Source organism: Mycobacterium hippophais, assembly GCF_027529605.1.
Lineage (GTDB): Bacteria > Actinomycetota > Actinomycetes > Mycobacteriales > Mycobacteriaceae > Mycobacterium > Mycobacterium arseniciresistens.
The window spans coordinates 69,395-95,606 of record NZ_JAPZPY010000004.1; the positions used below are offsets into that span (position 1 = coordinate 69,395).

Annotated in this window: 26 protein-coding genes and 1 pseudogene; 23 read left to right on the top strand and 4 right to left on the bottom strand. The window is 70.4% G+C overall.

The genetic code is table 11. The features are described 5' to 3' along the window. Positions 1-22: 22 nt before the first annotated feature. The 4 genes and pseudogenes from aroC (at position 23) to aroQ (ending at position 3,396) form a co-directional block, all read left to right on the top strand. Positions 23-1,234, top strand: coding sequence for a chorismate synthase (gene aroC, locus O6P37_RS11700; protein WP_269894238.1), 1,212 nt, complete (start codon positions 23-25; stop codon positions 1,232-1,234). After that, positions 1,234-1,749 (top strand): annotated as a pseudogene (locus O6P37_RS11705) (shikimate kinase); the annotation flags it as partial. The gene aroC and the pseudogene O6P37_RS11705, both read left to right, overlap by 1 nt. Before the next feature lie 136 nt (positions 1,750-1,885). Then, a complete protein-coding gene (gene aroB / locus O6P37_RS11710) occupies positions 1,886-2,968 on the top strand; it encodes a 3-dehydroquinate synthase (RefSeq protein ID WP_269894239.1) in 1,083 nt (360 codons plus the stop codon). After that, positions 2,962-3,396, top strand: coding sequence for a type II 3-dehydroquinate dehydratase (gene aroQ / locus O6P37_RS11715; protein ID WP_269894475.1), 435 nt, complete (start codon positions 2,962-2,964; stop codon positions 3,394-3,396). The genes aroB and aroQ overlap by 7 nt, the downstream gene beginning before the upstream one ends. Here aroQ and O6P37_RS11720 read toward each other — a convergent pair. Then, on the bottom strand, positions 3,393-4,001 hold the full coding sequence (locus O6P37_RS11720) for a B-4DMT family transporter (RefSeq protein WP_269894240.1): 609 nt from the start codon (positions 3,999-4,001) through the stop codon (positions 3,393-3,395). The two genes, aroQ and O6P37_RS11720, sit on opposite strands and share 4 nt — an antisense overlap. A 33-nt stretch (positions 4,002-4,034) precedes the next feature. On the opposite strand from O6P37_RS11720, the gene O6P37_RS11725 reads away from it, so the two are divergent. From O6P37_RS11725 to O6P37_RS11770, 10 genes are all read left to right on the top strand, one after another. Further along, complete coding sequence (locus O6P37_RS11725; RefSeq protein WP_269894241.1) at positions 4,035-5,123, top strand: M24 family metallopeptidase; 1,089 nt, start codon at positions 4,035-4,037, stop codon at positions 5,121-5,123. Between the two features lie 27 nt (positions 5,124-5,150). Beyond that, positions 5,151-5,714 carry an elongation factor P gene (efp, locus tag O6P37_RS11730; protein WP_269894242.1) on the top strand — a complete coding sequence of 188 codons (564 nt, stop codon included), beginning with the start codon at positions 5,151-5,153 and terminating at the stop codon, positions 5,712-5,714. A gap of 20 nt (positions 5,715-5,734) precedes the next feature. Continuing rightward, entirely contained in the window at positions 5,735-6,220 is a 486-nt protein-coding gene (gene nusB / locus O6P37_RS11735) for a transcription antitermination factor NusB (protein WP_264015698.1), read from the top strand. 7 nt (positions 6,221-6,227) lie between these two features. Further along, positions 6,228-6,779 carry a hypothetical protein gene (locus O6P37_RS11740; RefSeq protein ID WP_269894243.1) on the top strand — a complete coding sequence of 184 codons (552 nt, stop codon included), beginning with the start codon at positions 6,228-6,230 and terminating at the stop codon, positions 6,777-6,779. Between the two features lie 269 nt (positions 6,780-7,048). Further along, the gene (locus O6P37_RS11745) at positions 7,049-7,771 is read left to right on the top strand and encodes a GntR family transcriptional regulator (RefSeq protein ID WP_269894476.1); all 723 of its coding nucleotides are present in this window, start codon (positions 7,049-7,051) and stop codon (positions 7,769-7,771) included. Next, positions 7,771-8,001 (top strand): 4Fe-4S dicluster domain-containing protein, encoded by a 231-nt coding sequence (locus O6P37_RS11750; protein ID WP_264015696.1) that lies wholly within the window; start codon positions 7,771-7,773, stop codon positions 7,999-8,001. The genes O6P37_RS11745 and O6P37_RS11750 overlap by 1 nt, the downstream gene beginning before the upstream one ends. 38 nt (positions 8,002-8,039) lie before the next feature. Continuing rightward, complete coding sequence (locus O6P37_RS11755; RefSeq protein ID WP_269894244.1) at positions 8,040-9,473, top strand: ABC transporter substrate-binding protein; 1,434 nt, start codon at positions 8,040-8,042, stop codon at positions 9,471-9,473. A gap of 71 nt (positions 9,474-9,544) precedes the next feature. Continuing rightward, entirely contained in the window at positions 9,545-10,333 is a 789-nt protein-coding gene (locus O6P37_RS11760) for an ABC transporter permease (protein ID WP_269894477.1), read from the top strand. Beyond that, positions 10,330-11,085 carry an ABC transporter ATP-binding protein gene (locus tag O6P37_RS11765; RefSeq protein WP_269894245.1) on the top strand — a complete coding sequence of 252 codons (756 nt, stop codon included), beginning with the start codon at positions 10,330-10,332 and terminating at the stop codon, positions 11,083-11,085. The genes O6P37_RS11760 and O6P37_RS11765 overlap by 4 nt, the downstream gene beginning before the upstream one ends. Further along, positions 11,085-13,763 carry a fumarate reductase/succinate dehydrogenase flavoprotein subunit gene (locus O6P37_RS11770; RefSeq protein WP_269894246.1) on the top strand — a complete coding sequence of 893 codons (2,679 nt, stop codon included), beginning with the start codon at positions 11,085-11,087 and terminating at the stop codon, positions 13,761-13,763. The genes O6P37_RS11765 and O6P37_RS11770 overlap by 1 nt, the downstream gene beginning before the upstream one ends. Positions 13,764-13,767: 4 nt before the next feature. Here the strand turns inward: O6P37_RS11770 and O6P37_RS11775 are convergent, their stop codons facing one another. Then, positions 13,768-14,973 (bottom strand): serine hydrolase domain-containing protein, encoded by a 1,206-nt coding sequence (locus O6P37_RS11775; RefSeq protein ID WP_269894247.1) that lies wholly within the window; start codon positions 14,971-14,973, stop codon positions 13,768-13,770. Positions 14,974-15,085: 112 nt separating this feature from the next. Between O6P37_RS11775 and pyrR the strand changes: the two genes are divergently transcribed. From pyrR to pyrF, 7 genes are read left to right on the top strand one after another with little or no spacing between them, the layout of a single operon-like run. Next, positions 15,086-15,667, top strand: coding sequence for a bifunctional pyr operon transcriptional regulator/uracil phosphoribosyltransferase PyrR (gene pyrR / locus O6P37_RS11780; RefSeq protein WP_269894248.1), 582 nt, complete (start codon positions 15,086-15,088; stop codon positions 15,665-15,667). Continuing rightward, the gene (locus tag O6P37_RS11785; protein ID WP_269894249.1) at positions 15,664-16,614 is read left to right on the top strand and encodes an aspartate carbamoyltransferase catalytic subunit; all 951 of its coding nucleotides are present in this window, start codon (positions 15,664-15,666) and stop codon (positions 16,612-16,614) included. Before pyrR ends, O6P37_RS11785 begins: the two co-directional genes overlap by 4 nt. Then, complete coding sequence (locus O6P37_RS11790) at positions 16,611-17,948, top strand: dihydroorotase (protein WP_269894250.1); 1,338 nt, start codon at positions 16,611-16,613, stop codon at positions 17,946-17,948. The genes O6P37_RS11785 and O6P37_RS11790 overlap by 4 nt, the downstream gene beginning before the upstream one ends. Beyond that, positions 17,945-18,502 carry a PH-like domain-containing protein gene (locus tag O6P37_RS11795; protein WP_264015688.1) on the top strand — a complete coding sequence of 186 codons (558 nt, stop codon included), beginning with the start codon at positions 17,945-17,947 and terminating at the stop codon, positions 18,500-18,502. The genes O6P37_RS11790 and O6P37_RS11795 overlap by 4 nt, the downstream gene beginning before the upstream one ends. Then, positions 18,442-19,620 carry a glutamine-hydrolyzing carbamoyl-phosphate synthase small subunit gene (gene carA, locus O6P37_RS11800; protein ID WP_408633154.1) on the top strand — a complete coding sequence of 393 codons (1,179 nt, stop codon included), beginning with the start codon at positions 18,442-18,444 and terminating at the stop codon, positions 19,618-19,620. The genes O6P37_RS11795 and carA overlap by 61 nt, the downstream gene beginning before the upstream one ends. Next, positions 19,621-22,965 (top strand): carbamoyl-phosphate synthase large subunit, encoded by a 3,345-nt coding sequence (gene carB, locus O6P37_RS11805; RefSeq protein ID WP_269894252.1) that lies wholly within the window; start codon positions 19,621-19,623, stop codon positions 22,963-22,965. A gap of 2 nt (positions 22,966-22,967) precedes the next feature. Then, entirely contained in the window at positions 22,968-23,798 is an 831-nt protein-coding gene (gene pyrF, locus O6P37_RS11810) for an orotidine-5'-phosphate decarboxylase (protein WP_269894253.1), read from the top strand. Between the two features lie 76 nt (positions 23,799-23,874). Here pyrF and O6P37_RS11815 read toward each other — a convergent pair whose 3' ends face one another. Together O6P37_RS11815 and O6P37_RS11820 are read right to left on the bottom strand one after the other, a co-directional pair. Then, positions 23,875-24,198: a hypothetical protein gene (locus tag O6P37_RS11815; protein WP_269894254.1), complete on the bottom strand. Its 324-nt coding sequence runs from the start codon at positions 24,196-24,198 to the stop codon at positions 23,875-23,877. A gap of 156 nt (positions 24,199-24,354) precedes the next feature. Next, positions 24,355-24,744, bottom strand: a complete 390-nt coding sequence (locus O6P37_RS11820; protein WP_269894255.1) for a hypothetical protein — start codon at positions 24,742-24,744, stop codon at positions 24,355-24,357. 509 nt (positions 24,745-25,253) lie between these two features. Between O6P37_RS11820 and mihF the strand changes: the two genes are divergently transcribed. Both mihF and gmk read left to right on the top strand, forming a co-directional pair. Next, positions 25,254-25,571, top strand: a complete 318-nt coding sequence (mihF, locus tag O6P37_RS11825; RefSeq protein WP_264016205.1) for an integration host factor, actinobacterial type — start codon at positions 25,254-25,256, stop codon at positions 25,569-25,571. Between the two features lie 8 nt (positions 25,572-25,579). Continuing rightward, on the top strand, positions 25,580-26,155 hold the full coding sequence (gmk, locus tag O6P37_RS11830; protein WP_269894256.1) for a guanylate kinase: 576 nt from the start codon (positions 25,580-25,582) through the stop codon (positions 26,153-26,155). Positions 26,156-26,212 lie beyond the last annotated feature (57 nt).

Sequence of the window (26,212 nt, forward strand, 5' to 3'; positions counted from 1 at the left end):
GCGACGTGGGAAGATGGGACGCGTGTTGCGTTGGACCACTGCCGGGGAATCGCACGGCCGCGCCCTGGTGGCCATGCTCGAGGGCATGGTCGCCGGTGTGCACGTCACCTCCGAGGACATCGGCGCCCAGCTGAAACGCCGTCGGCTCGGCTACGGCCGCGGCGCCCGGATGAAGTTCGAGCAGGACCAGGTGACGGTGCTGGCCGGGGTCCGGCACGGCCTGACCCTCGGCGGGCCGATCGCCATCGAGATCGGCAACACCGAGTGGCCGAAGTGGGAGACGGTGATGGCCGCCGACCCGGTCGACCCCGCCGAACTGGCCGACATCGCCCGCAATGCGCCGCTGACGCGGCCCCGGCCCGGCCACGCCGACTACGCCGGCATGCTCAAGTACGGCTTCGACGACGCCCGCCCGGTGCTGGAACGCGCCAGCGCCCGCGAGACGGCCGCCCGGGTCGCCGCGGGCACCGTCGCGCGCGGCTTCCTGCGTGAGGCCCTCGGCGTCGAGGTGCTCTCCCACGTCATCTCCATCGGCGCGAGCAAGCCCTACGACGGCCCGCCGCCGCAGCCCGCCGATCTGACCGCGATCGACGACAGCCCGGTCCGGGCGTTCGACAAGGACGCCGAGGACGCGATGATCACCGAGATCGAGGCCGCCAAGCGCGACGGTGACACCCTCGGTGGCGTCGTCGAGGTCGTGGTGTCCGGGCTCCCGGTCGGCCTCGGCTCGTTCACCAGCGGCGACAACCGCCTGGACAGCCAGCTGGCCGCCGCCGTGATGGGCATCCAGGCGATCAAGGGCGTCGAGATCGGCGACGGTTTCGAGACCGCGCGCCGCCGCGGCAGCGTCGCCCACGACGAGATGTACCCGGGTCCCGACGGTGTGCTGCGCTCGACCAACCGCGCAGGCGGTCTCGAGGGCGGCATGACCAACGGCCAGGCGCTGCGGGTGCGGGCGGCGATGAAGCCGATCTCCACCGTGCCCCGCGCGCTCGCCACGGTCGACATGACCACCGGCGACGAGGCCGTCGCGATCCACCAGCGCTCCGACGTGTGCGCGGTGCCTGCCGCCGGTGTCGTCGTCGAGACGATGGTCGCGCTCGTCGTCGCCCGCGCCGCGCTGCAGAAGTTCGGCGGCGACTCGCTGGCCGAGACCCGGACCAACATCGACTCCTACCTGCGGGCGGTCGCCGAGCGTGAGCCCTCGGGTCACGCGGCGCAGGCGTCGGGCTGATGGCACCCAAGGCGGTGCTCGTCGGTCTGCCCGGGTCGGGTAAGTCCACCATCGGGCGCCGGCTGGCCAAGGCGACCGGCCTGGCCCTGCTCGACACCGACGCCGCGATCGAGCAGACCACCGGCCGCACCATCGCCGACATCTTCAGCACCGACGGCGAGCAGGAGTTCCGCCGCATCGAGGAGCAGGTCGTGCGCTCGGCGCTGCAGACCCACGACGGCGTGCTGTCTCTCGGTGGCGGCGCCGTCACCACACCGGGTGTGCGCGAGGCGCTGGCCGGTCACACCGTCATCTACCTGGAGATCAGCGCCGCCGAGGGGGTGCGCCGCACCGGCGGCAGCACCGTGCGACCGCTGCTGGCCGGGCCCGACCGGGCGGAGAAGTTCCGCGAGCTGATGGCCGCCCGGGCGCCGCTGTACCGCCGGGTGGCCACCATGCGGATCAACACCAACCGGCGCAATCCCGGGGCGGTCGTGCGCCACATCGTGGCCCGGCTCGACGCCGCACCGGCACCGGTGCCGACCGGGAAGCCGGCCGCCCGGCCCCGCAGGCGCCGCAGGCCGCCGTGGCGGCGCGGCCCCGCCGGCCAGCAGCAGAGCGACACCCCGCCCACCCCCGCGGTCATGGCCGCACGGCACCCGGAGCGAAGGAATGACTGACCCGGTCGTCGTCGACGTGCTCGTCGACAGGCCCTACCCCGTGATCATCGGCACCGGCCTGCTCGGCGAGCTGGGCCGCACACTGGCGGGCAGGCACAAGGTCGCGGTGCTGTACCAGCCGACCCTCGCCCAGACCGCCGAGGCCATCCGGCACCACCTGGCCGAGCAGGGTGTCGACGCCCACCGCGTCGAGATCCCCGACGCCGAGGCGGGCAAGGAGCTGCCGGTCGTCGGCTTCCTCTGGGAAGTGTTCGGCCGCATCGGTATCGGCCGCAAGGACGCCGTCGTCAGCCTGGGCGGGGGAGCGGCCACCGACGTGGCCGGCTTCGCCGCGGCCACCTGGCTGCGCGGGGTCGACATCGTCCACGTGCCGACCACGCTGCTCGCGATGGTCGACGCCGCCGTGGGCGGGAAGACGGGCATCAACACCGACGCGGGCAAGAACCTCGTCGGCGCGTTCCACCAGCCGGCCGCGGTGCTGGTCGACCTCGCCACCCTGGCGACCCTGCCCCGCAACGAGATCGTCGCCGGCATGGCCGAGATCGTGAAGGCCGGCTTCATCGCCGACCCGGTGATCCTCGACCTCATCGAGGCCGACCCGCAGGCGGCCCTGGATCCCACGAAAGACGTTCTGCCCGAACTGATCCGGCGATCGGTCACGGTCAAGGCCGAGGTGGTGGCCGCCGACGAGAAGGAGTCGGCGCTGCGCGAGATCCTCAACTACGGCCACACGCTGGCGCACGCCATCGAGCGGCGCGAGCGCTATCAGTGGCGCCACGGCGCGGCGGTCTCGGTGGGGCTGGTGTTCGCCGCTGAACTGGGCCGGCTGGCGGGCCGCCTCGACGACGACACCGCCGAACGGCACCGCAGGGTGCTCACCGCGCTCGGGCTGCCGGTGCACTACGACGCCGACGCGCTGCCGCAGCTGGTGGAGTTCATGGCCGGCGACAAGAAGACCCGCTCGGGAGTGCTGCGCTTCGTGGTGCTCGACGGGCTCGCCAAGCCGGGCCGGCTGGAGGGCCCGGACCCGGCGCTGCTGGCCGCCGCCTACGCCGAGATCGGAGCCGGATCGTGACGACCGTGCGGGTGCTCAACGGCCCCAACCTCGGCCGGCTGGGCCGCCGGGAACCCGAGGTCTACGGCAGCACCACCCATGACGACCTGGTCGCGCTGATCGAACGCGAAGCCGCCGACCTGGGGCTCGAGGTGTCGGTGCGCCAGAGCGACAGCGAGGCCGACCTGCTGGGCTGGGTGCACGACGCGGCGGATGCGGGGGAGGCCGTGGTGCTCAACGCCGGCGCGTTCACCCACACCTCGATCGCGCTGCGCGACGCCTGCGCCGAACTGAGCGCCCCACTGATCGAGGTGCACATCTCGAACGTGCACCGGCGCGAACAGTTCCGGCACCACTCGTATCTGAGCGAGGTCGCGACCGGCGTGATCGTCGGTCTCGGCGTACAGGGCTACGTCGCGGCGCTGCGCTACCTGGCGACGCTCGACTAGGGCTGCTGCTGGCGCGGGGTGGTCGGCTCGTCCGCCCGCTCGGTGCCGCCGCCCTGTGTGGACACCGGCGTGGTCTGCTGAGTCTCGGTCCCGTCGTCCCGAGGGCCGCCGCTGCGCACCGCGGCGAACACGTCGGTGTCGGCCCGGTCGTCGTCCATGCCCTCACGGCGGCGGGGCTGCTGGACCGCCTTGCGGTCCACCAGCCACCGGCCGATCGTGGCGCCGAGGATCGCGAACAGGAACGTCAGCAGCGCGGTGAACGCCGCGAACGTGGTGAGTTCGTTCAGCAGTCCCTCGACGTAGAGGTTCTTGTAGAAGATCCCGATGAACCACGCGACGAAGCCGCTGACGATGCCCGCGAACAGCCCGGCCAGCAGCCAGGTCATCGCGAGGTCGGAACGCCGCTCGGGATCGGGGTTGCTGCGCGCGTCGGCCCGCCCGTCGATCATTCCCCAGGCGAACACGGCGATGATGAAGAGAAGAACGAGGACGACGCTGATGAGGGAGGCTTTCGTCTCCCACACATTGATCGCCGCTCCCTGCACCAACCGGACGATCACCATCAGGGCAGCGAAGACCAGTCCGCGCAGTAACCACTTGCTCATGAGGGCACAGCGTAGCGAGTACCGTCAGCGGCTGTGACTCATTCCCAGCGTAGAGATCGGTTGCGTGCCCGCCTCGAGGCCACCGACCTGGCTGCCATGCTGGTCACGGACCTGGTCAACGTGCGTTATCTGTCCGGGTTCTCCGGCTCGAACGCCGCGCTGCTGATCTTCACCGACACGCCGGGCGCCGTGCTGGCCACCGACGGGCGGTACCGCACGCAGGCCGCGCAGCAGGCGCCCGACGTGGCGGCCGTGATCGACCGGGCGGTCGGGCCGTGCCTGGTGGCACGTGCCGGGGCGGCGCGGGTCGGCCGCCTGGGCTTCGAGAGTCACGTGGTCACCGTCGACGGTCATCGCGGACTGCTCGAGGCGGCGACGGACATCGAACTGGTGCGCGCGCCGCGCACCGTGGAGGCGCTGCGCGAGGTCAAGGACGCCGGGGAGATCGCGCTGCTGCGGCTCGCCTGCGAGGCCGCCGACGCCGCGCTGACCGATCTGGTGGAGCGCGGCGGGTTGCGGCCGGGCCGCACCGAGAAGGAGGTCGGCCGAGAACTCGAGTCACTGATGCTCGACCACGGCGCCGACGGCGTGTCCTTCGAGACCATCGTGGCGGCAGGCGCCAACTCGGCGATCCCGCATCACCGGCCGACCGACGCCGTGCTCGCCACCGGCGACTTCGTGAAGATCGACTTCGGGGCGCTGGTCGCCGGCTACCACTCCGACATGACCCGCACCTTCGTGCTCGAACGTGCCGAGCAGTGGCAGCACGACGTCTACGCCCTGGTGTCCGACGCGCAGCGCGCCGGCCGTGAGGCGCTCGCGGCAGGGGCGGCCCTCAAGGACGTAGACGCCGCGTCCCGGCAGGTCATCGCCGCCGCAGGCCACGCCGAGAACTTCGGTCACGGCCTCGGCCACGGGGTGGGATTGCAGATCCACGAAGCGCCGGGGATCAACTCCTCGGCCGCCGGTACACTGCTTGCTGGCTCCGCGGTCACCGTGGAACCCGGTGTCTACCTACCCGGCCGCGGCGGCGTCCGCATCGAGGACACGCTGGTCGTCAGTGAGGAATCAGACACCCCCGACTTACTCACCCGGTTCCCCAAGGAACTGGCCATCCTCTGACACAGAGAGCTAGGAGCAGTACCGACCGTGGCATCGACCGCCGACTTCAAGAACGGGCTCGTCCTCAACATCGACGGCCAGCTGTGGCAGATCACCGAATTCCAGCACGTCAAGCCCGGCAAGGGACCCGCCTTCGTGCGCACCAAGCTCAAGAACGTGCTGTCGGGCAAGGTCGTCGACAAGACCTACAACGCCGGCGTGAAGGTGGAGACGGCGACGGTCGACCGCCGCGACGCCACCTACCTGTACCGCGACGGGTCGGACTTCGTCTTCATGGACTCCGAGGACTACGAACAGCATCCGCTGCCGGAGGCGCTGGTGGGCCGTGCCGCGGGCTTCCTGCTCGAGGGCATGGCGGTGCAGATCGCGTTCCACGACGGGGTGCCGCTGTACCTTGAGTTGCCGGTGACCGTGGAGCTCGTGGTCGCGTCCACCGAGCCGGGCCTGCAGGGCGACCGCTCCAGCGCGGGCACCAAGCCGGCGACCCTGGAGACCGGCGCCGAGATCCAGGTCCCGCTGTTCATCAACACCGGCGACAAGCTCAAGGTGGATTCGCGCGACGGCAACTATCTCGGCCGGGTCAATGCCTGACCGCACCGGAGGCCGGATCGATGCCTGACCGGCCTGACAAGGGCCGGCACCAGGCCCGTAAGCGGGCGGTCGACCTGCTGTTCGAGGCCGAGGCCAGGGGCATCAGCCCGGCCGAGGTGGCCGAGGCGAGAACGGCGTTGTCGCACACCCAGGCCGACGTCTTCGCGCTCAACCCCTACACCGTCACCGTGGCGCACGGTGTGACCGAACATCGCGCCCACATCGACGACCTGATCTCGGCGCACCTGCAGGGCTGGACGCTGGAGCGGCTGCCCGCGGTGGACCGGGCCATCCTGCGGGTCGCGGTGTGGGAGCTGCTGCACGCCGACGATGTGCCCCCGCCGGTGGCCGTCGACGAGGCTGTCGAACTCGCCAAGCAGCTGTCCACCGATGACTCGCCGAGCTTCGTCAACGGTGTGCTCGGCCAGGTGATGCTGGTGACTCCGCAGATCCGAGCCGCATCCCAAGCCGTACGGGAGGCGGTGCGGGGAACCCCGGAAGGCTAGGGACGTCATGGGTTCACCTCAGGACTGGGCGCCGTACTCGAGCGTGGAGGACGCGGCGCGGGTGTACCTGCGCGATCCCGAGCTCGCGCTCGACCAGCTGCGCGCCGTGGTCGACCTCCCGCAGATCACGTCGTTCATCATGTCCCGCGCCACCGCGGACGACTCGTGGAGCGACGAGGACGAGGTGCTGTGGCAGGAGGTCGTGCTGACCGACGGGTCGCGGTTGATCATGTGGCGGGCCGACGACTCGGTGTCGTCCACCGGCGACCGTGAGCGCCGCGTGCTCGACGCCTCGGTGCGCACCATTCAGCTGTCGTCGATCACCGACCACGTGCTCACCACCGAGTACGAGGTGCTCGACGACGGCACCCGCCGACTGTCCGAGGTGCGGCTGCGGATGTACACCCAACTGATCACGCGGGCGCGGCAGAAGTCGGCCACCGAGACCGACGTGTACTGCGAGTCGTTTCGCTACCACAAGACCGTCGACAACGGCGGTCTGGCGCAGATGCAGCGGCTGCTGCAGTTCGGCCGGGTGCTGTCGCGCTGCATGCGCTGAGCCGCTCCCGGAGGCCTCGCGCGGGCGCGGCTTTTCGCTCAGCGCGATTGCAATGCCCCGGCCCCGCCCGGAGGTGGCGCATTCGCCGGAGGTACGGCTGATTCAGCAGGTCGGCAGCGGTGCGGGACGGCGCAATGGGCGGCCGCGGCCCGCGCTGCCCGCGCTGCCCGCGCGCAGCGGGAAGGCCTTGCGGAAAGCGCCTTAACGTGATTCGCGTGTCACACGCCCCAGCCGGTCACGAACCGGGCCACGAAGCGGGAGCCATCCCGCTGCCCGGCCGGCGTGCCCGCGCGGACCGGGCCCGCCAGGTGGCCGACGTGCTTCGCCATCAGATCCACGCCGGCGCCTACGCCGATGGGCTTCCCGCCGAGCAGGATCTGGCCGCCGAGTTCTTCGTCTCCCGCAACACCGTTCGCGAGGCGCTCGCGGTGCTGAAGAACGAGGGCCTCATCGACCGCGGTCCACGGGTCGGCACCCACGTCGCGGTCCGCAAGTACGACCACGGACTCGACGCGCTGGCCGGTCTCAAGGAGACGTTCAAGGGCTACGGCGAGGTGCGCAACGAGGTCCGGGCGGCGATGCGGCTGGCCGCCCCGCCCGCCGTGGCGCGCCGGCTGCAACTCCCGCCCGGCGCGCAGGTGGTGTTCGTCGAGCGGCTGCGCTATCTCGGTGACCTCCCGCTCTCCCTCGACCTGACCTACCTCGCCCCCGACATCGGGGAGCAGGTGCTCGAACACCGGTTGGAGAACAACGACGTGTTCGCCCTCATCGAGCAGGTGAGCGGGCAGCGCCTCGGCGCGGCGACGCTGGCGCTGGAAGCGGTCTCGGCGGACCCGCATTCGGCGGCGACGCTGCAGGTGCCCGACGGCGCCGCGCTGCTGATGCTCGAACGCCTCGCCAGTCTCGACGACGGCAGGCCCGTCGACCTGGAGTACATCCGCATGCGTGGTGATCGGATCACCATGCGCGGCAACCTGATCAGGAGTGACTGATGACGCTGGTGAACAACCAACGCGCCGACGTCCCGGTGACGATCGACGAATCGCTGTGCATCGAGGGCTGCACCCTGTGCGTCGACGTGTGCCCGCTCGACTCGCTGGCGATCAACCCGGAGAACGGCAAGGCGTTCATGCACGTCGACGAATGCTGGTACTGCGGCCCGTGCGCGGCCCGCTGTCCCACCGGCGCCGTCACGGTCAACATGCCCTACCTGATCCGCTAGTCCGGCTCGTCAGCCCCGACCTCCCAGGACACCCGCACATGAAACGCACCATCGCCGTGGCGCTCGCCGCCGCCACCGTCGGCTCGCTGGCCGCCTGCTCGCTGGACTCCCAGTCGCAATCCGACGGCACCGTTAACGTGGTCATCGGCTACCAGTCGAAGACCATCAACACCGTCACCGCCGGAACCCTGTTGAAGGCCAAGGGTTTCCTGGAACAGCGGCTCGCCGACGTCAGCGAGTCCACCGGCGTCGACTACAACGTGCAATGGCAGGACTACGACACCGGCGCGCCGATCACCGCGCAGATGGTCGCCGAGAAGATCGACATCGGCTCCATGGGCGACTACCCGCTGCTGATCAACGGCTCCAAGACCCAGGCCAACGAGCGGGCCCGCACCGAGTTCGTCTCCGTCACCGGCTACAGCCCCACCGGGTCGCTGAACATGATCGTGGTGCCGCCGGATTCGCCGATCAGGTCGGTCACCGACCTGAAGGGCAAGAAGGTCTCGGCCAGTGTGGGTTCGGCCGGGCACGGCACCCTGGTCCGGGCGCTCGACAACGCAGGTATCGACCCCAGGACCGGCGTCGAGGTGCTCAACCAGCAGCCGCAGGTCGGTGCGTCGGCTCTGGAATCCGGTCAAGCGCAAGCGCTTTCGCAGTTCGTCGCGTGGCCGGGGCTGCTGGTCTTCCAGGACAAGGCGAAGCTGCTCTACGACGGCGCAGAAGGCGACTACCCCACCTTCCACGGTGTCGTCGTCCGGCGTGACTACGCCGGCCGTCACCCCGAGGTGCTCGACGCCTTCCTGCAGGCCCAGCTCGACGCCACCGACTTCCTCAACGACAAGCCGCTGGAGTCGGCGAAACTCGTCGCCGAGGGCAGCGGGCTGCCCGAGGAGGTCGTCTACCTCTACAACGGCCCGGGCGGCACCAGCTTCGACACCACCCTCAAGCCGTCGCTCATCGAGGCCTTCAAAGGCGATGTGCCCTACCTGAAGTCCATCGGCGACTTCGCCGATCTGGACGTCGACGGGTTCGTCTCCGACGAGGCGATCCGCAAGGCCTTCGCCGAACGCGGAGTCGACTACGACGCCGCACGCGACAGCACCGCCAACCCTTCGGTGATCCGCGGCCGGGACCCGGTGTGCAATGCCGACGTCACCGATCCCCGCCTGGCGGGCGAACTCTGGCTCGACAGCCGCGACGCCACCCAGCCGGCGGCGAACCCGGGATGCCTACTGCGCGCCGTGCGCGAGGCCACCGCACGCGGTGAGAACGTCCGGGCGGCCTACGTGTCCGACACCGAGTACGGCACGCGGTGGTTCGCCGACAAGTCCGTCTGGGTGCGCTCCGGTGATCAACAGCGGCCGCAGTACCTGCCGTTCGGCACGCTCGCCGGCGCTCAGCGCTACACCGGAACCCATCCCGGGGCGACCGTCGTCGACTACCAGCAGGCACTGGCGGGTGCGGTGTGACCGCCCCGCCTGCGGTGCTGACCGCCGATGAACCCGCCGTCGCCGTATCGGCGGCACCGTCCCGACCTGCGCTGCGGCGCCGCCCCCTTGCCTCGTGGGCGGTGCGCATCGCGTCGGTGGCTGCCGCCATCGCGCTATGGCAGCTGCTGACCGCCAACGACGTCCGGCTGTGGCTCCGCTTCGACACCCTGCCGACGGTCACCGAGGTGATCGCCGCGTTCGGAAGCCGCCTCGGCACCCAGGACTACTGGCTCGACCTCGGCCAGTCACTGATCCGGATCCTCACCGGCTTCGCGCTGGCCGCCGTCGCCGGCGTGGTCACCGGCATCGTGCTGGGCCGCTCACCGAGGTTCGCCAACGTCTTCGGCCCGCTGACCGAACTCGCCCGGCCCATCCCCGCCATCGCCATCGTGCCCGTGGCGATCCTGCTGTTCCCGACCGACGAGGCCGGGATCGTGTTCATCACCTTCCTGGCCGCGTACTTCCCGATCATGGTCAGCACCCGGCACGCTGTGCGCGCGCTGCCCACGCTATGGGAGGACTCGGTACGCACCCTCGGTGGCAACCGCTGGGACGTCATCGCCAGGGTCGTGCTGCCCGGCATCCTGCCCGGCGTGTTCGGCGGACTGTCGGTCGGCATCGGCGTCGCATGGATCTGCGTCATTTCCGCAGAGATGATCTCGGGCCGGCTCGGTGTGGGATACCGCACCTGGCAGGCCTACACCGTGCTCGCCTACCCGCAGGTGTTCGTCGGCATCATCACCATCGGGGTGCTCGGATTCGCCACCTCGGCCGCCGTCGAACTGATCGGCCGCCGCGTCACCCGCTGGCTGCCGCGCGGTGAGGGGAGTAACCGATGACCGGCATGAACCTCACCCTGCGGGATCTCGTGCTCAGCTACGGCGGCGCGCCGGTGATCGACGGCCTCGACCTCGACGTGCGGCCGGGCGAGATCCTGGTGCTCACCGGCCCGTCGGGATGCGGCAAGTCGACGGTGCTGCGGGCGCTGGCCGGCCTGCTGACACCCGACGCCGGCGAGGTGCTCGCCGACGGGGCGCCCGTCACCACGACGTCGCGGGACCGGGCGATGGTGTTCCAGGACAACGCGCTGCTGCCGTGGCGCACCGTGCAGTCGAATGTCGAACTGGCACTGAAGTTGGCGGGCCGGCCGCGGCAGGGCCGGCGCGACGAGGCGCTGAAGTGGATCGCCGACGTCGGCCTCACCGGCTTCGAGCGCTACCTGCCCAAGAGTCTGTCCGGCGGAATGCGCCAGCGGGTGCAACTGGCCCGCGGCCTCGCCGGCGAGCCGCGCGCGGTGATGATGGACGAGCCGTTCGGCGCGCTGGACGCCCAGACCCGGACCACCATGCAGCGGCTGCTGATCGACACCTGGCGCGCGCATCCCACGACCGTGGTGTTCGTGACCCACGACGTCGACGAGGCCCTGCTGATCGGCGACCGCATCGGGGTGCTCGGACGCGCCGGGCAGCCGCTGCGCGCGCTGCTGGACGTGCCGAACCCACGCGACCACACCGTCGACCGCACCGCGCTACGCGCCGAGGCGATCTCGAACCTGGGCACCGCCCCCGACCGCTCGGAGCTCGTCAGCTGATGGACATCCCGACTCTCGCCCCCGAGCCCACCCGACTGGACTGCGACGTGCTGGTCATCGGCGGCGGCACCGCGGGCACGATGGCCGCGCTGTCGGCCGCCGAACACGGCGCGACGGTGCTGCTGATGGAGAAGGCCCACGTCCGGCACTCGGGCGCACTGGCCATGGGCATGGACGGCGTCAACAACGCCGTCATCCCCGGCAAGGCGACGCCGGAGGACTACGTCGCCGAGATCACCCGCGCCAACGACGGAATCGTCAACCAGCGCAACATCTACCAGACCGCGACCCGCGGATTCGCGATGGTGCAGCGGCTCGAGCGCTACGGCGTGAAGTTCGAGAAGGACGAGCACGGCGAGTACGCCGTGCGCCGCGTGCACCGGTCCGGTTCCTACGTGCTGCCGATGCCGGAGGGCAAGGACGTCAAGAAGGCGCTCTACCGGGTGCTGCGGCAACGGTCGATGCGCGAGAAGATCCAGATCGAGAACCGCCTGATGCCGGTCCGCGTGCTCACCAATGGTGGTCGGGCCGTGGGCGCCGCCGCGTTCAACACCCGCACCGGCGAGTTCGTCACCGTCGCGGCCAAGGCCGTGGTGCTCGCGACCGGGGCGTGCGGACGGCTGGGACTGCCGGCATCGGGCTACCTCTACGGCACCTACGAGAACCCGACGAACGCAGGGGACGGCTACTCGATGGCCTTCCACGCCGGCGCCGAGCTGTCCGGAATCGAGTGCTTCCAGGTCAATCCGCTCATCAAGGACTACAACGGCCCGGCATGCGCCTACGTCGCCAACCCGTTCGGCGGCTACCAGGTCAACGCCCTCGGTGAACGCTTCGTCGACTCCGACTACTGGTCGGGCCAGATGATGGCGGAGGTCAAGCAGGAGATCGAGTCCGCCCGCGGACCGATCTACCTCAAGGTGTCGCACCTGCCCGACGAGACGCTGTCGGCGCTGGAGAACATCCTGCACACCACGGAGCGGCCGACCCGGGGCACCTTCCACGCCAACCGCGGTCACGACTACCGCACCCACGACATCGAGATGCACATCTCCGAGATCGGGTTGTGCAGTGGCCATTCCGCGTCCGGTGTCTGGGTGGACGAGCATGCCCGCACCACGGTGCCCGGCCTCTACGCGGCGGGCGACCTGGCTTGTGTGCCGCACAACTACATGATCGGCGCCTTCGTCTACGGCGACCTGGCCGGATCGCACGCGGCAGGGACGCTCGCGGACGTACCGGTTCTCGCCGCCCTGCCGCGCGACCAGCTGCAGGAGGCGCACGACCTCATCTACCGGCCGCTGCGGCATCCGTCCGGGCCGCCACAGCCGCAGGTCGAGTACAAGCTGCGCCGGTTCGTCAACGACTATGTGGCGCCGCCGAAATCGGCCACCAAGCTGTCGATCGCCGTGCAGACGTTCGAACGGATGCGCAGCGAGATCGCCGGGATGGGCGCCACCACACCGCACGAGCTGATGCGCGCGGTGGAGGTGTCGTTCATCCGCGACTGCGCGGAGATGGCCGCCAGGTCGTCGCTGACCCGCACCGAATCCCGCTGGGGGCTCTACCACGATCGTGCCGACCTGCCCGGCCGCGATGACGAGAACTGGCGCTACCACCTGAACCTGCGCAAGACAGCCGACGGGTCGATGGAGTTCCTCAAGCGGCCCGTCGCAGCGTATTTCGTGCCGGTGCCGGGACTGGACCATCTGCCGTCGGATGCCCCAGTGACCACGGTGGCGCAGCCGGAGCTGGTCGGAGGCCGCGTCCCGCTGGACGAGAAGATCCGGCCGCGCGAAGTGGCCGCCGAACCGCCGTCCCCGCGTATCGCGGCGGTGCTCGCGCTGGAGGAGCCCTCGGTGGCCGACCTCGCCGGGTTCCTCACCGATCCCGATCCGGGGGTGCGGCGCACGGCGGTGGCCACGCTGGTCGAGGTACTGCCGGACGGCTACGCCGACGGGCTGTTCCGCGCACTGGGCGACGAGGCGCCCGAGGTGCGGGCCGTCGCGGCCGAGAGCGTGCGTGAGCTGGTCGAGGTGCTACCGGCACCCGAAGCCGTTGCGGGCCATCTGCGCTCGCCGGACGCGGTGGTGCGGGCCGTCGCCCTCTATCTGCTCAGTTCGCGGCGGGTGGGTGCGGCGGACGCCTATCGCGAGGCGCTGTCCGACGCCGACCACCGGGTGCGCATCGAGGCGGTGCGGGCGCTGGTGTCGGTCGACGACGTCGACGGGGTCGCAGCCGGCGCCACCGACGAGAACCGAGAGGTGCGCATCGCCGTCGCCAACGGCCTTGGCACCCTCGGGGCGGGCGCCGACACGGTCCGCGCCCTGATCGACGACGCCGACCCGCTGGTGCGCGCCGCCGCGCTGGCCGCCATGGGGGCGATCGGATGGGGCGCCGACGACGGACTGACGGTCGAGGGCGCTCTCGCAGCGTCGGCCTGGCAGATCCGTCAGGGCGCGGCGCGGGCGCTGGCGGGGGCTCCGTCGCCCTCGACGGCCGTGCCCCCGCTGTCGCGGGCGTTGGCCGATCCGCACCTCGACGTCCGCAAGGCCGCAGTGCTCAGCCTCACCCGGTGGGCGTCCTCCGAGCAGGCCGCCCGCGACGCGCTGGGACTGGCGCTCGACGACGGTGACGCCGACGTCCGTGCCTACGCGCGCCGGGCGCTGGCCGGCTGAGGGCTCAAAGGTCGAGCGCCTGGTACGTCCGGCGGACGAACTTCGGTTGCACGGACTGCAGGGTCAGCAGCGATGTGTTGCCCGCCACGGCGGCCGCCGCGTCGGCGCCGAAGTTGGGCAGATTCTGGATCAGGTAAATCAGGATCATGTCGGCGGCGGGGTCAGCCTGCCACCACGTCCCATATGCGCCGGGCCAGCCGAAGGTGCCCGCCCCGCCGGGCCCGAACAGCTGACGTGACTTGGCCGGGTCGGTGACCACCGACAGGTTCAGCCCGAAGCCGCGCCCGATCCAGAACGGCATGCCGAGGAACGGCTGGCGCTTCTGCTCGGGAGTGAGCCGGTCGGTGCGCATCGACCGCACCGACTCCTCCGAGAGCACCCGGACACCGTCGACGGTGCCACCCTCCAACAGCATCCGGGCGAAGCGCAGGTAGTCGTCGGCGGTGGAGAACAGGTTCGCCCCACCCATGCAGAACGGCGGCGGCGTGGTGGTCGGCGGCCCCATCGCGTCGTGGCTGAGCGTGTCGTCATCGGTGAGCTTGTACATCGTCGCGACCCGGCCGCGGTTGCTCGGATCCACGAAGAACCCGGTGTCGGCCATGCCGAGCGGCCCGAGGATCCGTTCGGTCATGACCTCCTGCAGCGTCACGCCCTCGATGCGTTCGAGCAGCACGCCGAGCACGTCGGTGGCGTTGCTGTAGGTCATCCGGTCGCCGGGCTGGTGCTGCAGCGGCAGGGCGGCGATCTCGGCGAGCCAGGCGTCCGGCGACTGCTTCGCCGAGATGCGGCCGTACGCGCGCGCGAGCGGCCCGGTGACCGAGAAGAAGTACGCGAGTCCGCTGCGGTGGGTCATCAGGTCGTCGACCGTGATCGGGCGGCGGGCCGGGTGCGTGCGGTCCAGCGGCCCGCCCGGGGTGTCGAGCACCCGCAGGTCGGCCAGTTCGGGCAGCCACTTCGTCACCGGGTCGGTCAGGGCGAGCTTGCCCTCCTCGACCAGGGCCATGGCCGCCGCGACCGTCACCGGTTTGGTCATCGACGCGATGCGGAACACCGTGTCGCGCCGCATCGGCAACCCGGCCTCGATGTCGCGGTGGCCGATCTCGTTGACCTGCTCGATGCGTCCGCCGCGCCACACCAGGGTCACCGCGCCGGCGAGCACCCCGGCGTCGACCGCGTCCCGGATGGAGGCCTGATTACCACTGAGATTCACCTAGCCAGGCTAGCCAGCGCGGGCGGGCGCCGCCGCGGTGGTAGGCTCCGCGGCAGTTTGACATCCTTTAACGATCCGTCCGGCGAGGCGGAGAAGGAGGTCTGGATCGCGCGTGGGCAGTCCTGACACCCCCGACCGGGAATTGATGACGGCGGCGGACGTGGGCCGCACCATTTCCCGTATCGCGCATCAGATCATCGAGAAGACCGCACTCGACGGCGGCGCCGATGCGCCCCGCGTGGTGCTGCTCGGCATTCCCACCCGCGGCGTCACGCTGGCGGCGCGGCTGGCAGCCAACATCGGCGAGTTCTCCGGCGTGACCGTGGGGCACGGTGCGCTGGACATCACGCTGTACCGCGACGACCTGGCCGGCAAGCCGCCGCGCCCGCTCGAGGAGACGTCGATCCCCGCGGGCGGCATCGACGGTGCGCTGGTGATCCTGGTCGACGACGTGCTCTACACGGGGCGTTCGGTGCGCTCGGCGCTGGACGCGCTGCGAGACATCGGCCGGCCCCGGATCGTGCAGCTCGCCGTGCTGGTGGATCGTGGGCACCGCGAACTGCCGCTGCGCGCCGACTACGTCGGCAAGAACGTGCCCACCTCGCGGAGCGAGAACGTCAAGGTGCGGCTGGTCGAGAACGACGGCGGACGCGACGGCGTGTCCATCGCACCCCAGGGAGGGCCGAAAAGGTGAAGCATCTGCTCTCTGCCGCCGACCTGAGTCGCGACGAGGCCACGGCGATCCTCGACGACGCCGACCGGTTCAGCCAGGCGCTGCTCGGCCGTGAGGTCAAGAAGCTGCCGACACTGCGCGGCCGCACGGTGATCACGATGTTCTACGAGAACTCGACCCGCACCCGGGTGTCGTTCGAGGTGGCGGGCAAATGGATGAGCGCCGATGTGATCAACGTCAGCTCATCGGGATCCTCGGTCGCCAAGGGGGAGTCGCTGCGCGACACCGCGCTGACACTGCGGGCCGCGGGCGCCGACGCGCTGATCATCCGCCATCCCGCATCCGGGGCGGCGCAACAGCTGTCGGAGTGGACGGCCGAGCCCAATAACGGCGGCCCGTGCGTGATCAACGCCGGTGACGGCACCCACGAGCATCCGACCCAGGCGCTGCTCGACGCGCTGACCATCCGCCAGCGGCTCGGCGGGATCGAGGGCAGGCGGGTGGTGATCGTCGGCGACGTCCTGCACAGCCGGGTCGCGCGGTCCAACGTGTCGCTGCTGCACACCCTCGGCGCCGAGGTGGTGCTCGTGGCGCCGCCGACGCTGCTGCCCGTCGGTGCGAGCGAGTGGCCGGTCACGGTGTCGCACCACCTCGACGCCGAACTGCCCGGCGCCGACGCGGTGCTGATGCTGCGGGTGCAGGCCGAACGGATGAACGGCGGCTTCTTCCCGTCCAGCCGGGAGTACTCGGTGCGCTACGGCCTGTCGCAGAAGCGTCAGGCGCTGCTGCCGGGCAATGCCGTCGTCCTGCATCCCGGGCCGATGCTGCGCGGGATGGAGATCGCCTCCTCGGTCGCCGACTCGTCGCAATCCGCGGTGCTGCAACAGGTGTCCAACGGCGTGCACGTCCGGATGGCCGTGCTGTTCCATCTGCTCGTCGGCGCCGAACAGGAGGCGATCAGCGCATGAGTGCCACTGTCCTGATCCGGGGCGTGCGCCCCTACGGCGAAGGTGAACCGGTCGACGTGCTGGTCGACGACGGCCAGATCGCCGAGATCGGCGCCGGCCTCGCCGTTCCGGACGACGCCGACGTGATCGATGCGAGCGGGCAGATCCTGCTGCCGGGTTTCGTCGACCTGCACACCCATCTGCGCGAACCCGGCCGCGAGTACGCCGAGGACATCGAAACCGGTTCGGCCGCAGCGGCACTGGGTGGATTCACCGCGGTGTTCGCGATGGCCAACACCGATCCCGTCGCCGACAGCGTGGTGGTCACCGACCACGTCTGGCACCGCGGGCAGCAGGTCGGGCTGGTCGACGTGCACCCCGTCGGCGCGGTCACCGTCGGCCTGGCCGGAACCCAACTCACCGAGATGGGCATGATGGCCGCCGGGGCCGGGCAGGTCCGGATGTTCTCCGACGACGGCATCTGCGTGCACGACCCGCTGATGATGCGGCGTGCGCTGGAGTACGCGACCGGCCTGGGCGCGCTGATCGCCCAGCACGCCGAGGAGCCCCGGCTGACCGTCGGCGCCGTCGCCCACGAGGGTCCCACTGCCGCGCGGCTGGGACTGGCCGGCTGGCCGCGTGCCGCCGAGGAGTCGATCGTCGCGCGCGACGCGCTGCTGGCCCGCGACGCCGGCGCGCGCGTGCACATCTGTCACGCGTCCACCGCGGGCACCGTCGAACTCGTCCGGTGGGCGAAGGAACAGGGCATCGCGATCACCGCCGAGGTGACCCCGCACCACCTGCTGCTCGACGACAGCCGGTTGGCCGACTACGACGGACGCAACCGGGTGAATCCGCCGCTGCGGGAGGCCGGCGACGCCGAGGCGCTGCGGCAGGCGCTGGCCGACGGCGTCATCGACTGCGTCGCGACCGACCACGCCCCGCACGCCGAGCACGAGAAGATGTGCGAGTTCGCCCACGCGCGCCCGGGCATGCTCGGCCTGCAGACCGCGTTGTCGGTGGTGGTCGAGACGATGGTGCGGTCGGGCCTGCTGACCTGGCGCGACGTGGCCAGGGTGATGAGCGAGAACCCCGCGCGCATCGTCGGGCTGCCCGATCACGGCCGTCCGCTGGAGGTCGGTGAGCCGGCCAACCTGACGGTCGTCGACCCCGACACCACCTGGACCGTGGCGGGCTCGGATCTCGCCAGCCGTTCGGACAACACGCCTTTCGAGCAGATGACGCTGCCCGCGGTGGTCACGCTCACGATGCTGCGCGGCAGGATCACCGCCCGCGACGGGAAGAGTCCCTTGTCGGCGGGCAGGAACGAAGTGACCGGGGGATCGGCACTGTGAACACCCCGACGTTGATCGCATCGCTGATCATGGCCGCACTGGTGGTGCTGCTGATTGCGTTCTTCATCCGGCAGATGCTGCGCGGCTGGGTGCATCGCGCGCAGCGGCAGGCGGAGTTGATCGGCAAGCTGCCCGCACTGCCCGACACCGTGGGCTCCGCGACCGTCACCGCCACCCCTGGCCTCTACGTCGGCACCACACTGTCGCCGAGCTGGCAGGACCGCGTCGCCGCGGCCGATCTCGGGTTCCGGGCCAAGGCCGTCCTCACCCGCTACCCGGAGGGGATCATGGTGCAGCGCACCGGCGCCGGGCCGATCTGGATCCCCGAGGACACGATCGTGGCCATCCGCACCGAGATGGGTATCGCCGGCAAGGTGATCCCACACCGCGGGGCCGACCGTGGCGACGGCGTGCTGGCGATCCGGTGGCGGCTGCCGTCCGGTGTGGAGATCGACACCGGGTTCCGGGCCGACGACCGGCACCGCTACGCCGAATGGGTTCAGACGCCCCCGACCGACAGCGTCGGCGACAACGTGGAAGGCAAGACAGCGTGACATCTGTTGCTCTACTGGTGCTCGAGGACGGGCGGACGTTCACCGGGACGGAGTTCGGCGCCGTCGGCCAGACGCTGGGCGAGGCGGTGTTCTCCACCGGCATGTCGGGCTACCAGGAGACGCTCACCGACCCGAGCTACCACGGTCAGATCGTGGTGGCCACCGCCCCGCAGATCGGCAACACCGGCTGGAACCACGAGGACGCCGAGAGTCGCGGCGACAAGATCTGGGTGTCCGGCTACGCGGTGCGCGATCCGTCGCCGCGCCCGTCGAACTGGCGCGCCACCGGCACTCTGGACGCCGAACTGGTGCAGCAGGGCATCGTCGGGATCGCCGGCATCGACACTCGGGCGCTGGTGCGGCACCTGCGCAGCCGCGGGTCGATGAAGGCGGGCATTTTCTCCGGTGACGCGCTGGCCGGCGCCGACGAACTGCTGGAGCGGGTGCGCAACCAGCCCGCGATGCTCGGTGCCGATCTCGCCGGTCAGGTCAGCACCGATGTCACCTACGTGGTGGAGTCCGAGGGCGGCCACCGGCTCACCGTCGCCGCCATCGACCTCGGCATCAAGACCAATACGCCGCGCAACTTCGCCCGCCGCGGCATCCGCAGCCACGTGCTGCCGTCGGATGCCACGTTCGCCCAGATCGCCGACCTGAAACCGGACGGGGTGTTCCTGTCCAACGGCCCCGGCGACCCGGCCACCGCCGACCACATCGTCGGTGTCACCCGCGAGGTGCTTGGCGCCGGGATCCCGCTCTTCGGCATCTGTTTCGGCAACCAGATCTTCGGCCGCGCGCTGGGCCGGTCGACGTACAAGATGGTGTTCGGCCACCGCGGCATCAACATCCCCGTGATCGACCACCAGACCGGCAGTGTCGCGATCACCGCGCAGAACCACGGCTTCGCGCTCGAAGGTGAGGCGGGGGAGGAGTTCGACACCCCGTTCGGGCGGGCCGTCGTCAGCCACACCTGCGCCAACGACGGCACCGTCGAGGGTCTGAAATTGGTTGACGGCCGCGCATTCTCGGTGCAGTACCACCCCGAGGCGGCGGCCGGTCCGCACGACGCCAACTACCTGTTCGACCAATTCGTCGACCTGATGGCGGAGGAGAAGTAGATGCCGCGCCGCGAAGATCTCAACCACATCCTGGTGATCGGCTCCGGTCCGATCCTGATCGGCCAGGCCGCCGAGTTCGACTACTCCGGCACCCAGGCCTGCCGCGTGCTGCGCGACGAAGGACTGCAGGTCAGCCTGATCAACTCCAACCCGGCGACGATCATGACCGACCCGGAGTACGCCGACCACACCTACGTCGAGCCGATCACGCCGGCGTTCGTGGAAAGGGTGATCGCCGCACAGGCCGAGCGCGGCAACAAGATCGACGCGCTGCTGGCGACGCTCGGCGGGCAGACCGCGCTCAACACCGCTGTGTCGCTCTACGAGAACGGCGCACTCGAGCGATATGGCATCGAGATGATCGGCGCCGACTTCGAGGCGATCCAGCGCGGTGAGGACCGGCAGAAGTTCAAGGACATCGTCGCCAAGGTGGGCGGCGAATCGGCGCGCAGCCGGGTCTGTTTCACCATGGACGAGGTCCGTGAGACCGTCGAGGACCTCGGGCTGCCGGTTGTCGTCCGCCCGTCGTTCACCATGGGTGGGCTGGGGTCGGGCATGGCGTACTCCGCCGAGGACGTCGAACGGATGGCCGGCCACGGCCTGGCCTCATCACCGTCGGCCAATGTGCTGATCGAGGAATCCATCTACGGGTGGAAGGAATACGAGCTCGAGCTGATGCGCGACCATCGCGACAACGTGGTGGTGGTGTGCTCGATCGAGAATTTCGACCCGATGGGCGTGCACACCGGCGATTCGGTGACGGTGGCGCCGGCGATGACGCTCACCGACCGCGAGTACCAGACCATGCGCGACCTGGGAATCGACATCCTGCGCGAGGTCGGCGTCGACACCGGCGGCTGCAACATCCAGTTCGCGGTGAACCCGGCCGACGGCAGGCTGATCGTCATCGAGATGAACCCGCGGGTGTCGCGCTCGAGTGCGCTGGCCTCCAAGGCGACCGGCTTCCCGATCGCGAAGATCGCCGCGAAGCTGGCCATCGGCTACACCCTCGACGAGATCATCAACGACATCACCAAGGAGACGCCGGCCTGCTTCGAGCCGACGCTCGACTACGTGGTGGTCAAGGCACCGCGCTTCGCGTTCGAGAAGTTCCCCGGCGCAGACGCCACCCTGACCACCACCATGAAGTCGGTCGGCGAGGCGATGTCGCTGGGCCGCAACTTCATCGAGGCGCTCGGCAAGGTGATGCGCTCACTGGAGACCAAGCGGGCCGGGTTCTGGACCACACCGGATCCCGACCTCACGGTCGACGAGGTGCTCACCGGGCTGCGCACCCCGACCGACGGCCGGGTCTATGACATCGAGCTGGCGCTGCGCCTCGGTGCGACGGTCGAGCAGGTGGCCGAGGCCTCCGGCGTCGACCCGTGGTTCGTCGACCAGATCAACGGGCTGGTGGCGCTGCGCGCCGAGATCCTCGAGGCGCCGGTGCTCGACGGGTCGCTGCTGCGCCGGGCCAAGCACAGCGGCCTGTCCGACGGCCAGATCGCGGCGCTGCGACCGGAACTGGCCGGCGAGATGGGTGTGCGGGCGCTACGCCAGCGGCTCGGCATCCACCCGGTGTTCAAGACGGTCGACACCTGCGCCGCCGAGTTCGAGGCCAAGACGCCGTACCACTACAGCAGCTACGAGCTCGATCCGGCCGCCGAGACCGAGGTCGCGCCGCAGGCGGAGAAGCCCAAGGTGCTCATCCTGGGCTCCGGGCCCAACCGCATCGGCCAGGGCATCGAGTTCGACTACTCCTGCGTGCACGCCGCCACCACGCTGAGCGCGGCCGGGTTCGAGACCGTGATGGTCAACTGCAACCCCGAGACGGTGTCCACCGACTACGACACCGCCGACCGGCTGTACTTCGAGCCGCTGACCTTCGAGGACGTGCTCGAGGTCTACTACGCCGAATCTGCCTCGGGGGCAGGTGGACCCGGTGTCACCGGTGTGATCGTGCAGCTCGGCGGGCAGACCCCGCTCGGGCTGGCCGAACGGCTGGAGAAGGCCGGGGTGCCGATCGTCGGCACCAGCCCCAAGGCCATCGACCTCGCCGAGGACCGCGGGGCGTTCGGGGAACTGCTGAACTCCGCGGGGCTGCCCGCGCCGAGGTTCGGCATGGCGACCAGTTTCGATCAGGCCCGCCGCATCGCCGCCGACATCGGCTACCCGGTGCTGGTGCGGCCGTCCTACGTGCTCGGCGGGCGCGGCATGGAGATCGTCTACGACGACGAGACCCTGCACGGCTACATCACCCGGGCGACCGAACTGTCGCCCGAGCACCCGGTGCTGGTGGACCGGTTCCTCGAGGACGCCATCGAGATCGACGTCGACGCACTCTGCGACGGCACCGAGGTGTACATCGGCGGGATCATGGAGCACATCGAGGAGGCCGGCATCCACTCCGGCGACTCGGCGTGCGCGCTGCCGCCGGTGACGCTTGGCCGCAGCGACATCGAGTCGGTACGCCGGGCCACCGAGGCGATCGCGCACGGCATCGGCGTGGTCGGCCTGCTCAACGTGCAGTACGCGCTCAAGGACGACGTGCTCTACGTGCTCGAGGCGAATCCGCGCGCCAGCCGCACCGTCCCGTTCGTGTCCAAGGCGACGTCAGTGCCGCTGGCCAAGGCGTGTGCGCGGATCATGCTCGGCACCAACATCGCCCAGCTGCGCGAGGAAGGACTGCTGGCTGCGACCGGCGACGGCGCCACCACGCCGCGCAACGCCCCGGTGGCGGTCAAGGAGGCGGTGCTGCCGTTCCACCGGTTCCGGCGCGCCGACGGCGCCCAGGTGGATTCGCTGCTCGGCCCGGAGATGAAGTCGACCGGCGAGGTGATGGGAATCGACCACGACTTCGGCAGCGCCTTCGCCAAGAGTCAGACCGCGGCGTACGGGTCACTGCCCAAGGAGGGCACGATCTTCGTCTCGGTGGCCAACCGCGACAAGCGTTCGCTGGTGTTCCCGGTCAAGCGGCTCGCCGACCTGGGCTTCCGGGTGCTGGCCACCGAGGGCACCGCGGAGATGCTGCGCCGCAACGGAATTCCATGCGACGAGGTGCGCAAGCACTACGAGAGTCCGAGTGGAGCCGACGACAAGCGGCTCTCGGCGGTGGACGCCATCCGCGCCGGCGAGGTGGACATGGTGATCAACACCCCGTACGGCAACTCCGGGCCGCGCATCGACGGATACGAGATCCGGTCGGCGGCGGTGTCCATGAACATCCCGTGCGTGACGACGGTGCAGGGCGCGTCGGCGGCGGTGCAGGGCATCGAGGCCGGCATCCGCGGCGACATCGGGGTGATGAGTCTTCAGGAATTGCACAGCGAGCTGGAATCACGCTGACCGTGCCGGGATTCGGTCGTCGGCTCGCCGAGGCGGTGGCGCGTAGCGGGCCGCTGTGCCCGGGCATCGATCCGCACCCCGCGCTGCTGCGGGACTGGGGGCTGTCCACCGGGGTGGACGGGCTGCGGACGTTCTGCCAGACATGCGTGGCGGCGTTCGGCGACTTCGCCATCGTCAAGCCGCAGGTCGCGTTCTTCGAGCCGTACGGCGCCGCGGGCTTCGCCGTGCTCGAGGAGACCATCGCCGAGTTGCGGGCGGCCGGCGTGCTGGTGCTGGCCGACGCCAAACGGGGCGACATCGGGTCCACCATGGCGGCCTACGCCGAGGCCTGGGCCGGCGACTCGCCGCTGGCCGCCGACGCTGTCACCGCGTCGCCGTATCTCGGTTTCGGCGCGCTGCAGCCGCTGCTGGACACGGCGGCCGCCCACGGCAGGGGAGTCTTCGTACTGGCCGCGACGTCGAATCCGGAAGGTGCGTCGGTGCAGCGTGCCCTGGTCGACGGGCCGGCCGACGGGCGCACGGTCGCGCAGTCCGTCGTCGACGCCGCCGCAGCGGTCAACCGCGCCATCGCTCCCGAGCCCGGATCGATCGGCGTCGTGGTCGGCGCCACCCTGGCCGAACCGCCGGACGTGAGCGCCCTGGCCGGCCCCGTCCTGGTGCCGGGCGTCGGCGCCCAGGGCGGCAGGCCCGAGGCGCTCGGCGGCCTCGGGGGCGCACTGCCGGGCCAACTGCTGCCCGCGGTGTCGCGCGAGGTCCTGCGCGCCGGGCCCACCGTGGCGGCGCTGCGGGCGGCCGCCGAACGGATGCGCGACGCGGTGGCATACCTGGCATAGCGGCCACGACGCCACGGTGACGACGGGCTTCGCCGCCGCCACCGTGAACGCGTGGGTGAGCGCCTGACCCCCGCCGCTACAGCGGAATCCAGGTGCCGAGGAACCAGAAACCCCACCCGTGACCGTTGCCTGCGGGCATCGGGGTGACCTGCTGGCCGCGCCAGTTGAACGGCCGGTGGTCGTTGCGGCCCTGGTCGACTCCTCGTCCCTGCCAATCGTTGGCAGCGGGCGCGGGTGCACGGTTGTCGCGCTGCTGACCGGGGCCGCACGCCTGCGGGTGCTGCGTGGCACACGGCTGCCCGGGCTGGGCGGACGCCGTACCGAGGCCGACGCCGAACACGCCGGCGACTCCGACTCCGGCGGCCAGGGTCGACGCGTACATGGCTCGCTTGAAGGTCATCTCTGCCTCTCACTTCTGCTCGGTGCGGCGCTGATTCGCCGCACGGGGCGACGCTACGAACAGTGGATGGGTGCGCCCTGTGTCCGGTCGAGGCGCCCGCTGTGCATCTGACGAGATGAGATCGACTGGGGGACAGTCGAGCTCGTCGTCATCGGGTCACAGCGGGATCCACAGTCCGAAGAACCAGAAGCCCCAGTTGCGGAACTCCGGGTTGAAGATCGGCGTCACCCAGCTGCCGCGGTAGTTGAACGGCTGGTGGTCGTAGCGCCCCTGGTCGATGCCGCGCCAGCCCTGATCACGCGGCGGTGGTGGCGGAGCGTCCCACCGCGACCCGCCGGGCCCGTCCGGCCGTCTCGGACCACCCGGGCCGCCGGGCCGTCCCGGCCCGTCGTGACCACCCTGGGGACCGCCACCCGGGCCCCGGCAGTCGCCGGAACGGCAGGGCTGTCCGGGCTGTGCGACGGCCACGGCGGGCGTGGCGGCAAGGGTCGAGGCACCGATGACCACGGCCGTCGCGGTCGCGTAGGCCAGACGTCTGATGTCCATGTGAGCTTCTCTCCGAGGCGAACGGCACCTCTGGTGTAGGACCCCGACCTGACCAAGCTAGTTAGCGAAGCTAGGTGTCGGCTGTCCCGAACGTGAGAGCGAGCTGGGCGCGCCGAGCGGCGTCGAAACTGACGCACCCGTCAGTGCAGCAACACGCCCGACACGCCACGACCTGGGAAAATTTCCCTAAACCCCGAGGTGACGGGTCGGCGGCCGGCCACCCGCACATGTCCCGACCACCGGCCTCGGTCGCGGTGGCGCCGCAAAAAGCCCGGTTGTGCAGGCAAAACACGGTCGTTACCGCTGTGACGCGATTGCTGGGATGCGGTTCCCGCGCAGGTGGTCGTGCGCCGGCAGGCGTACTACAACCTGCGGTTTTGACGCCAGAACGCGGGGGTGGGGTTAGCGTTCGTCAGACTGCGTGGGTACGGTCGTCGTCGCTGGCTGGTTTGACCAGCCGAGACAAGTAAATGATGGCCCAAGTAAATGCCAGAGACGGAGGAACACCCGTGGCCCTTCCCCAGTTGACCGACGAACAGCGCGCGGCAGCGTTGGAGAAGGCTGCTGCCGCTCGTCGAGCGCGTGCCGAGCTCAAAGACCGGCTCAAGCGTGGCGGCACCAACCTCAAGCAGGTGCTCAAGGACGCCGAGACCGACGAGGTCTTGGGCAAGATGAAGGTTTCCGCGCTGCTGGAAGCTCTGCCGAAGGTCGGCAAGGTCAAGGCGCAGGAGATCATGACCGAACTCGAGATCGCTCCGACCCGCCGCCTGCGGGGACTCGGCGATCGTCAGCGCAAGGCTCTGCTCGAAAAGTTCGACCAGAACTAGGCGCCTCAGTGAGTCCCGGCCGAGGGGCCGGACGCGTCATCGTGCTGTCCGGCCCCTCAGCCGTCGGGAAATCCACCGTGGTCCGCTGTCTGCGCGAACGGATCCCCGAACTGCACTTCAGCGTCTCGGTGACCACCAGGGCTCCGCGTCCGGGTGAGGTCGACGGCGTCGACTACACATTCGTGTCGGCGGAGCGGTTCCAGCAGCTCATCGACACCGGAGCACTGCTCGAATGGGCCGACATCCACGGTGGCCTGCACCGTTCGGGCACGCCTCGGCAGCCCGTCGTCGATGCAACCGCGGCCGGTCTCCCCGTGCTCATCGAGGTGGATCTCGCCGGGGCACGCGCCGTCAAACGTGCGATGCCCGAGGCGATCAGCGTGTTCCTCGCCCCGCCCAGCTGGGAGGCGCTCGAGCAGCGACTCGTCGGGCGCGGCACCGAAACCGCCGAGGTGATGGCCCGCCGACTGGCCACCGCGCGCACCGAATTGGCCGCTCAGCAGGAGTTCGACGAGGTCGTGGTCAACAGCCGATTGGAGTCGGCCTGCGCCGAATTGGTATCCTTGCTGGTGGGCACCGATTGACACCACGCGCCGACCGGTCCTGCTGGGCCGGTGCGAGCCGCCCCCAGGCCGCCGAAC